We start from the raw sequence: 8,675 nt of genomic DNA, 5'->3' as shown, positions 1-8,675 counted from the left end.
AAGAAATAAATGAAAATTTTATAGAGTTGTATGAAAAGGTAAATAAAACTATTGAAGAAATGTTGGCAAATGATGCATATTTAAAAAGGGATTTTGATTTATGGACGAAAGGTATGTAGATTTAAAGAAGAAAAATATAGAACTAGAAAATTTACAAGAAGAATATAATAACATAAAAAAGAATTACGAAGAAAAAATCAAAGATTTAAAAGAGAAAAAGAGAAAACTTATTGAAATGATTGATGAAAATAGACAAAATTCTATTAATTATCTTCGTAGTAATGGAAATTATAATAATGAATTAAGTAATTTAAATATTATTTTTGGTCAGTATTATAATAATGTAGATATGGTATATCTTGAAAATGCAAATAAAATTAATAAACAATTTAGAATAAATGAAGATGAATACGAAAGTAGAATAAAAAGATTAAAAATGGATATTGAGGAAAATTATAAAGATAGCAAATAGAATAAGGAGATTATATGATTAGTTCAGAATCAACAAATTTTCAGAATACTGTTAATAATTATTTTAACGAAAATAAAAATAGCAATTTAGAATTTCAAAAATTTTTAGACAAGAATACTATTAGAAGTACTTTTAGTAATGAAAAAATATATAAAATTAGATTTTACTCAACACATACAGATTGGATACTTTCAGGTGAAGTAAAAAGGACCAAAGCTATATTAAATAATTTAAAGGAAAGTTTTGATGACGCAATTAGTGGAAAAGTTTCTAAGGCGATAAAGGATTTTATAGAATTCGAAGGCGAAAAATATAATGATTTATAATTAAGTAAAATAAATAGCTTAAAAGCTCTATTAAACGAGTTGAATCAGCTTCTTGTATGTAACCACTACTAAAATATAACCTTATAAAAATTTTATGTTGATAGTAAATAGTATTAAGGAGGTTTTTATGTTTAATCCAGTCAAATATGAAGGTAATCTAGGAGAAGAATACTCTTCTTTAATAAAAGATTTGTATTTATTATGTTGTAATGAAGATAATATGATAGCTAATTTGGCGAATGCATCTGCCCTATTAAACTTCTTTTTAGAAAAAATAAATTGGGTAGGTTTTTATCTTTTAGATGAAAAGACAAATACTTTAGTTCTTGGACCTTTTCAGGGGCTTCCTGCCTGTGTTAGAATTCAAAACGGAGAAGGAGTTTGTGGAACGAGTGTAAATCTTAAAAAAACTTTGAATATTGATAATGTTCATAATTTTGAAGGCCATATCGCCTGTGATGTTAAGAGCAATTCAGAGATTGTCATTCCGATTTTTAAAAATAATAGAATTATTGGTGTATTAGATATAGATTCCCCAATTTTTAATAGATTTTCAAAGGAAGAAGAAACTTACCTAGAAGCATTTGTTAAACAATTGGAAACTCACATTTAAGGAGGTCAGTATGAAAAAACTTTTTAAATTTATTTTATTCATCTGTTTGTGTTTAGTCGTCCTAATTCAATCTTTAATCTATCATTCTCAAAAAAACGAGATGGATACTTTTGAAAATTATGTATTAGTGCTTGGAGCTAAAGCAAATAATGGAAATCTTTCAAAAACATTGATTAATAGATTAGATACTACTGTTGAATATCTAAATAAATATAAGACTGCTAAAGCTATTTTATGTGGCGGAAAGGAAAATAATAACGAGCTTTCTCAAGCTGAGTATATGCAAAAATACCTTATCGAAAAAGGAATAGCGAAAGAAAGACTTATTACTGAAACCAGTAGTAAAAATACTTATGAGAATATAAAATTTGCTCTTGAAAAACTTGATAAAAAGCCATCTGAAATAATGGTAATATCATCTAGTTATCATCTATTTAGAGCAAAATTTATACTTTATAGATTTGGAATTTTAGCAAGGACAGTTCCTGCAAATACTCCAGGTGGTGCTATTCTTTCATCATATATAAGAGAAACTTTTGCAGTTGTAAAAACTTTTCTGTATGATAAACCTACAGAAGAAGATATAAAAAATTTACATTCAAAGAATAAATAATTTTACGATTGATCCTACATGATGTAATAATCAACTATAAACGACTTATTAGCATGAAAAATTAAAAAAAGTGTTGACAAAATAAAATAAAAGTTATATAATATGTAGGTAATCGTATCGGGGTGTAGCGCAGTTTGGTAGCGCACGTGGTTTGGGACCATGGGGCCGGGAGTTCGAATCTTCTCACCCCGACCAATTCCTATGAGTTTTTCTCATAGGAATTTTTTTATGTAAAAATTTATATTTACATTTTTTCAAAAAGTTCAAAATTTTTTTTCTTTTGTTTCAAATGCAACAGATTTTCAATACAAATAAGGTTATAATATTATTAACATAAATAATAAATCATATAAAGAGTAATTAAATTGATTAGAGAAAAGGAGAAATACTATGAAATTAGAAAAAAGTACAAAAATTGGTGAATTAGTTGAAAAATATCCAGAAGTTAAAAACTTCTTAAAGACTTTAAGTCCAGAATATTCAAATCTTGATAATCCAGAATTATTTGCAATGATGAAAGATATTGCAACTCTTGAAATGATTGCTATTAAAGGTGGATTTGAATTTGACGAATTAAAAGAAAAGTTAGAAAACTTTATTAATGCTTAAATGCATCCATACTAAGACGAAAAAGCAGGGACTTCCCTGCTTTTTTACTTTGGTAAAACAATATGTGTCTTTGATGTATCTTCGATACATTTACTTTTGCTAAACCAAAAGTATGAGATCTCCAGAGTAATTGTATCTAAAGATACAATTACCCAGTCAGACCTACTTTTGTTTACAAGTAAACAAAGTTAGGGCTAGATTCGCTCCGTTTCACTCCGGTCGAGATGACGTGTTGGAGAGATATCTTTGATTAATAGCTAGACGTGAACAGTAAATAAACTTTAAATTATATTTGTAAGTATAATAGAAAAGAATTAAAATCTCATAATATAGTATTTAAACATCATATATGAAACGAAATATTTCACGTCATAGCAGAGAGCGTTTTGTCAAGTACCTTTTTTAATATATTGACTTTTTCTTATATCCTCATCTTTATTTTAGGCAAAGAGAAACAGTAACCCTTATTTGGTTTACTGTTTCTAAACGAATATCTCATGAGGTTTTTGGTAAATTTTACAACATCTCCCTTAAATCGAGATTCCTTGTTATATCTGTGGTTCAAAAAATATTCCCGAATCAACAAAAATCAATTTCGATATTTTAATTTCATATTTAAATATTTGTGTAATGAAATGTCTTTAAAGATAGCCCCAGCATTCCTAAAAGGAAAAACAAAAGAAGCCCCATACTTATTAGATAAGACGATATATTCAAATTAAGAGTGGCATGTATTGCGTTCAAAAACCATTGAACAGGATTGAGACGTTGGATCATACGGAAAACAAACGGTACATTCTCCAATGAATAAAAGGCATTGCTACAAAGTAATAACGGAAATATTATTAAATTTGTAATCATACTCATATGAGCTTCATTTTTGGCTATACTTGAAATGAAAAAAGCAAAAAATATATATCCGGCTGCTCCAATAATCAAAATCGGAAGCAATCCGACAAAAGCGATGAACGAAGTCTTAATATCAAAAAAGACAGCACAGACAGAAAAAATGAATACTCCGCAAAATACAGATATTAGTATCCATGCACTTGATAAACTGCATACATATTCCCACAACTTCATGGAAGTGATTTTCAACAAACTGTAAACTCCACGTTTTCGTTGTGCCATAATAGTATAAGCTATTGTTGAAAACGCATAAAAAATAATACTTGCAACAACTATTCCAACAGAAATATGTTGCTTATATACCGATTCTTTAATAAAAATTCCGACAAAAATAATACTTACTACAGGAATCAGTAATGACCATACCAATAAATACAAATCTCTAATGGCAGATCGTATCGTTAAAAGAAATATTGTTTTCATTCTTTTTCTCCTCCTTTTGTTATAGTTAATGACAAATACAATTCCTCTAAATCTTTCACATTGTGTTTTTTAATTAAGCCTTGCGGTGAACCATTGGCTAAAATACCTCCTCTATCCATTATGATAATGCGAGTAGCGGTTTTAGATACTTCTTCCATATCGTGAGAAGAAAACAGAACAGTACAATTTTCATCCGACAACTGTTTTATCAATTCCCGAATTTTGTAACGGGCTCGCGGATCAAGCCCGGAAGTCGGTTCATCAAAGACAACCAATTCCGGCTGATGAACAGTAGCAACAGCAATCGCCAATGCTTTTTGCTGTCCGATCGAAAGTCGATTTGCCAATGTATTCTCCACCTGCTCCAGTCCCCATCTTTTAAGCTTTTTTTGTGCGGATTGTTTATCCAAATGCGTTTTATGAAGTGCAGCAAAAATCATCATATTTTCTAACGCAGTAAATCCTTCAAAAAAAGGAGTAGACTGAAGCTGTATACCTATATGAGATTTATAATCATCTCTCCAATAGTAAACATTACCGGAGTCAGGCTTAATAATTCCAGTCAACATAGAAATGGTGGTTGTTTTTCCTGCTCCGTTGGTTCCAATCAAAGCAAGAATTTCGCCTCGTTTTATCTCTATATCTATGTTTCGAACGACCTCTCGCCCATTATATTTTTTTAATAATCCAATTCCATTAATCAATGTATCCATAATTATGGTCTCCTTTCTTCCAAATTGTTTATTCAATGTTGAGTAATACTTTATTTTTTTCTCCCTCAAACAGTGAGGGAGAAATTTAACTTGTGAGTAATATTAAGAGTTTGTCAATAAAATTTTGTCGCAACCGAATAATAGAAAGCGTATCCTCAAAGACAAGTTGCATGATCGGAGAAAAATCACTGCCCATAGCTTCCTTTTTTTCCAACAGAGCTTTTTCTGTCCGTATATATTCATCTTCAAGCACCTTTTTCTGTAATTCCAAAGAAGAACATAGTTCCTCTTTAGAGAGAGTATCTATAAATGTCAACCCGGTATAAAGAGCTTTAGGATAAACTACCGATGAAACTGAAATAGATTCTTTTATCAGGTAGGATAAATACTTTTTTCCTTTCTCCGTGATTTGATAGATTGCTCTTTGTCGATGACCGGTATTTTCTATACTGCTAATGCTTATATATTCTTTCTGCTCCAGCTTTTTCAGAGCGTGGTATATTGACCCAACTAATACCTCGCTCCAAATTGAAACATTCCACTCTAAAAGTTTTTGTTGAATGTCATAACCTGACATAACTTGAATATTCAGCATCCCTAATACAAATAATTCTGTCATAAAATCCCTCCGTATACTCAACGTTAATTATACGGCATTATATATAGAAAGTCAAGTGAGATTTTGATATTTTATATAAAATACGTCTACTTTCAACAATTTATGATCTTCACTTTTGTTTTTTGTAAACTACCCTCTTAAAAAGTTTTCATTAATGTATTTTTAATTCTCAAAACGGAGTTAGTTCTTCTCAACATTTTTTAGATTTAACTCACGCTTCTTTACCTGTGATAGTTCTCTGTTTTCTTGTTGCAGCTTCTCTATACAGCTTTTAACACTTTCAGCTTGTTCAACCTCTTTTCGTAGGTCTATGATTTGAGAATACAGACTATCTTTTTCTTTCTTCAAGGCTGTTACTTCCGATTTCCATTTAGATATATTTAAGGTCTTGCTTTCTCCTAAATGTTCTTTGAGATGTTTCCTTGCACTCTCATATAAAATAATCTCTGCGGTATGCTCGCTATAAAAATCTTCCCGTTTGCTTTTCTTTAATTTGGTATAGGCTTTGTAGGTATCTTTATGCTTCAAATATTTCTCTGCTTGGTCAATAAGTTTAATTTTATCATCAATGCTCTTCTCGGTGTTTTTGATAGTTCTTGTAGTCTTATAGTTCTTATCTCGTAATGCTGATATGCTTTCTTTCAGTTGCAATAGAGAGGTGATATTTTTCTCTTTTAGGTACTCATAGCTTTCAATATATTTTTCCAAGTCTGCATTATTGGTATCTGCGTTTTTACGGATAAGATTTTCAAAAACAGATAGTAGATTTTCTTTTGGCGGGAGGGTGGGCTTTGTATTTTCATTTTCTGTGTTTTCCTCTTTTCCTATTCTCTTTATCCAATTTAGCAAGGCATTTATTCTTCTTGCAATTTCTCTTAAAATCATATTCTGATGTTTGATTTCTCGGTTGATATTTCCTCTGTCTGTGGCTATACCTTTCTTCTCTATTTGACTTGCCGATACTCCTAAATAAATGGTCGGTATTTGCTTTATATCTTGCCTTTGAAAAGAGCGGTGATCCACTTTTTCCTGTATGTTGTTTTCTTCCAAATATTTATTGGTAATATCTGCCCATGCTTTTCGCCACTCTTCCGCTTTTTCTTGCTCGTTCCAATCGACTGTATTGATTTTTTTGGTTTTGTAATTTCCATTTTTGAGTTTTACTTTTTCTCCATTCTCATCAAGAATATATTCCTTTTTTGATTTTGCTCCCCATGTTGTATCTTCATTTAACGGTCGCATAGTAAGTAAAATATGAGCGTGTGGGTTTCCGTCTTTTTTATCGTGTAAGGCAATATCGGCACACATACCGACATTTACAAAATTTTCTTTTACATATTCTCGTACAAGCTCTATCTGTTTTTCTCGATTTAGTTCTTTGGGTAATGCTACTTCTATTTCTCTTGCAAGCTGTGAGTTTTTACTTTTTTCTATTTTCTCTACACTGTTCCATAATGTTCCTCTATCTGAAAATTCCTGTGGTGCATTTTGTGGTAAGAGAATTTCTGTATGTGCTATTCCTCCTTTTCTTGTAAAGTCGTGAACTACTCCGTCATATTCATTTTTTATCTTTTCGCCACTTCGATAAGCGGAAGCTGCAACTGCACTTTTTCCTTTGCCTCTTGAGATAATCTTTATACTTAGATGATATATTGCCATAAAATAAGACCTCCTTTCTTTTTTTGATACTTTGATGTGGCGATGGATAAGACTTCCAGAAAGAAATCGGATAGCTTTTATCCGTTTTCTTTTTGGAAGTACACAAGGGGTAGGAAATTTATTTCCGTAGGGGAGTGTAGCTCCCCTGTATCAGCGTTAGCTGATATGCCCTCTGCTAAGAGCCTTCGGAGAACGCACACACCCTTTAGGGTGTATAAGTGCGCCCTTGTAAACAAGGGACTATTCCTCTGAATCTGTTTCTTCCTCTTGTATTTCTGTATTTTGATTTCCACTTTCTTCTCGCTTTGCTATGATTTTTAGTATTTTTTGATTGACTGATTCTTTTATATTCGGGAATGTAATTAGTTGATAAAATTCGTCTTTGGTAAAGTCTTTGCTTGCGGAAAAGATACTTTCAAAGACTGCTCCTTTTTCATAAATGCGTCTATCTCTCTTTTTTCGTTCTTCCTGTTTCTGTTGACTGATGAGCTTTTTTCTTTTGTTTTGTAACTGCTTGATTTCTTCATCTGCCATTAAAATTTTTTCTTCTATGTTTTTCATTTTTCTTGTCCCTTCTTTCTAATTTTGAGCAATAAAAAACAGTAAACCGATTTGATTTACTGTTTTGTGAACTGCTATGTTACAGCTTGTATTTAGTTGTTTAAGTTAGATAAAAACTGGGAGTTGTCAGCTAATAAGTTTACTTGCCAACTTGTACACTTGATTTATTTCTTTGCTTTCCAACTTCCAGTTATTAAGTTCAACTTTAATTAACTCTGGAAATTTTTTGCTAATATCCCTTAAAGCATTTCCTACTGATTTCCTAACATATTCACTCGCATCTTCTTTTAAGTTGGCAATTCGTCTAATAGCTTCATTCGGATTATCTTTGAAATATGGTCTACTCGTCCATATTCTCAACCCCTCTGTAACTGCTCTCCTCGTATTCGGATTATTATTTTCTAACCATTCATCAATGATTGGAAGTGCTTTTTCATACCCTGTCTTTTTACAAAATTCATCAAATGCCTTTGCTAATACTTCTTGAACTCTCCAATTATCATCTTTAGAAACTTCATCTCTCATAAATGCCAGAATATCATTTTGTTCTGACAAGTATCCAAAAAGAAATACGCCGTACATTCTTACTTGATATGTGTGAGATTTATAAGCTAAAAATGCCAACTTCTTGATATATTCTTTATCATTAGATTTATAATCGTTTAAGGCTCTTTTTTCTTCCTCTTTGAAACCATTTTCTATCAAAGAAAATTCTTTTTCTAAACTCCCAATATACTCTTTCAAAGGAACTCACCTCGCTTTCAAATTCTAATTTTTTCTAAAAATCATCTGAAAGTATTATACCATTTTCAATGGCTTTTTTCCACTGTCAGATTTCCTACTTGACCTCAGGAATTCATCAAGACATACAGAAAAATAATAGAAAAGATAGATATAAAAATTATCTTTTTCCTTTATTCTTTCCGTTCCGCTTGCACTATCTTTAACAACTTATCTTGAAAGGTATCCTTGCTCTCTTTATCAAAATATATCTCGCTTACAAAGGTCTTTCCTCTAATCTTTTTTATTAAAATGCCATCAGGTTTTCGGGACATGGCTCGTTCATCTTTAGTCTGTGCTTCTTGTTTTTCTGTCATTCAATTCCTCCTTTTTACTTGCACAAAAAAAGATTTCCTGTGATTAGGAAATCTCTTTTCA

The 8,675-nt window shown here is 31.0% G+C and carries 12 protein-coding genes and 1 tRNA gene; 6 read left to right on the top strand and 7 right to left on the bottom strand.

What is annotated here, in order from left to right; genetic code table 11:
• Positions 1–100: 100 nt before the first annotated feature.
• From VJI93_RS03970 to VJI93_RS03945, 6 genes are all read left to right on the top strand, one after another.
• Complete coding sequence (locus VJI93_RS03970) at positions 101–472, top strand: hypothetical protein (RefSeq protein ID WP_323999492.1); 372 nt, start codon at positions 101–103, stop codon at positions 470–472.
• A 14-nt stretch (positions 473–486) separates the two neighbouring features.
• Complete coding sequence (locus VJI93_RS03965; RefSeq protein ID WP_323999489.1) at positions 487–798, top strand: hypothetical protein; 312 nt, start codon at positions 487–489, stop codon at positions 796–798.
• A gap of 127 nt (positions 799–925) precedes the next feature.
• Positions 926–1,411 carry a GAF domain-containing protein gene (locus tag VJI93_RS03960; protein ID WP_323999487.1) on the top strand — a complete coding sequence of 162 codons (486 nt, stop codon included), beginning with the start codon at positions 926–928 and terminating at the stop codon, positions 1,409–1,411.
• Between the two features lie 10 nt (positions 1,412–1,421).
• The gene (locus tag VJI93_RS03955; RefSeq protein ID WP_323999485.1) at positions 1,422–2,024 is read left to right on the top strand and encodes a YdcF family protein; all 603 of its coding nucleotides are present in this window, start codon (positions 1,422–1,424) and stop codon (positions 2,022–2,024) included.
• A gap of 118 nt (positions 2,025–2,142) precedes the next feature.
• Positions 2,143–2,219: transfer RNA gene (locus VJI93_RS03950), tRNA-Pro, on the top strand.
• A gap of 195 nt (positions 2,220–2,414) precedes the next feature.
• On the top strand, positions 2,415–2,633 hold the full coding sequence (locus tag VJI93_RS03945; protein WP_009354846.1) for a DUF1858 domain-containing protein: 219 nt from the start codon (positions 2,415–2,417) through the stop codon (positions 2,631–2,633).
• 615 nt (positions 2,634–3,248) lie between these two features.
• Here VJI93_RS03945 and VJI93_RS03940 read toward each other — a convergent pair.
• The 7 genes from VJI93_RS03940 to VJI93_RS03910 form a co-directional block, all read right to left on the bottom strand.
• On the bottom strand, positions 3,249–3,965 hold the full coding sequence (locus tag VJI93_RS03940; protein WP_323999484.1) for an ABC transporter permease: 717 nt from the start codon (positions 3,963–3,965) through the stop codon (positions 3,249–3,251).
• Positions 3,962–4,678, bottom strand: a complete 717-nt coding sequence (locus tag VJI93_RS03935) for an ABC transporter ATP-binding protein (RefSeq protein ID WP_323999483.1) — start codon at positions 4,676–4,678, stop codon at positions 3,962–3,964. Before VJI93_RS03935 ends, VJI93_RS03940 begins: the two co-directional genes overlap by 4 nt.
• A gap of 85 nt (positions 4,679–4,763) precedes the next feature.
• The gene (locus tag VJI93_RS03930; RefSeq protein WP_323999482.1) at positions 4,764–5,297 is read right to left on the bottom strand and encodes a PadR family transcriptional regulator; all 534 of its coding nucleotides are present in this window, start codon (positions 5,295–5,297) and stop codon (positions 4,764–4,766) included.
• A 180-nt stretch (positions 5,298–5,477) separates the two neighbouring features.
• A complete protein-coding gene (gene mobQ / locus VJI93_RS03925) occupies positions 5,478–6,956 on the bottom strand; it encodes a MobQ family relaxase (protein ID WP_323999481.1) in 1,479 nt (492 codons plus the stop codon).
• 240 nt (positions 6,957–7,196) lie between these two features.
• Positions 7,197–7,517: a DUF3847 domain-containing protein gene (locus VJI93_RS03920; RefSeq protein WP_315035969.1), complete on the bottom strand. Its 321-nt coding sequence runs from the start codon at positions 7,515–7,517 to the stop codon at positions 7,197–7,199.
• A 126-nt stretch (positions 7,518–7,643) separates the two neighbouring features.
• Positions 7,644–8,261, bottom strand: a complete 618-nt coding sequence (locus tag VJI93_RS03915; protein ID WP_315035971.1) for a DNA alkylation repair protein — start codon at positions 8,259–8,261, stop codon at positions 7,644–7,646.
• Between the two features lie 170 nt (positions 8,262–8,431).
• Positions 8,432–8,614: a transposase gene (locus VJI93_RS03910; protein ID WP_008755282.1), complete on the bottom strand. Its 183-nt coding sequence runs from the start codon at positions 8,612–8,614 to the stop codon at positions 8,432–8,434.
• Positions 8,615–8,675: the final 61 nt, after the last annotated feature.

The sequence above is a fragment of the Parvimonas sp. M20 genome (genome assembly GCF_035282425.1).
In the GTDB taxonomy this organism is placed as follows: domain Bacteria; phylum Bacillota; class Clostridia; order Tissierellales; family Peptoniphilaceae; genus Parvimonas.
The sequence above is the reverse complement of the archived record's forward strand: the minus strand, read 5'-3'. Positions and strand labels throughout refer to the sequence as shown.

Coding starts and splice junctions, on each gene's coding strand:
- VJI93_RS03970 (WP_323999492.1), top strand. CDS start 101: ATGGACGAAAGGTATGTAGATTTAAAGAAGAAAAATATAGAACTAGAA.
- VJI93_RS03965 (WP_323999489.1), top strand. CDS start 487: ATGATTAGTTCAGAATCAACAAATTTTCAGAATACTGTTAATAATTAT.
- VJI93_RS03960 (WP_323999487.1), top strand. CDS start 926: ATGTTTAATCCAGTCAAATATGAAGGTAATCTAGGAGAAGAATACTCT.
- VJI93_RS03955 (WP_323999485.1), top strand. CDS start 1,422: ATGAAAAAACTTTTTAAATTTATTTTATTCATCTGTTTGTGTTTAGTC.
- VJI93_RS03945 (WP_009354846.1), top strand. CDS start 2,415: ATGAAATTAGAAAAAAGTACAAAAATTGGTGAATTAGTTGAAAAATAT.
- VJI93_RS03940 (WP_323999484.1), bottom strand. CDS start 3,965: ATGAAAACAATATTTCTTTTAACGATACGATCTGCCATTAGAGATTTG.
- VJI93_RS03935 (WP_323999483.1), bottom strand. CDS start 4,678: ATGGATACATTGATTAATGGAATTGGATTATTAAAAAAATATAATGGG.
- VJI93_RS03930 (WP_323999482.1), bottom strand. CDS start 5,297: ATGACAGAATTATTTGTATTAGGGATGCTGAATATTCAAGTTATGTCA.
- mobQ (WP_323999481.1), bottom strand. CDS start 6,956: ATGGCAATATATCATCTAAGTATAAAGATTATCTCAAGAGGCAAAGGA.
- VJI93_RS03920 (WP_315035969.1), bottom strand. CDS start 7,517: ATGAAAAACATAGAAGAAAAAATTTTAATGGCAGATGAAGAAATCAAG.
- VJI93_RS03910 (WP_008755282.1), bottom strand. CDS start 8,614: ATGACAGAAAAACAAGAAGCACAGACTAAAGATGAACGAGCCATGTCC.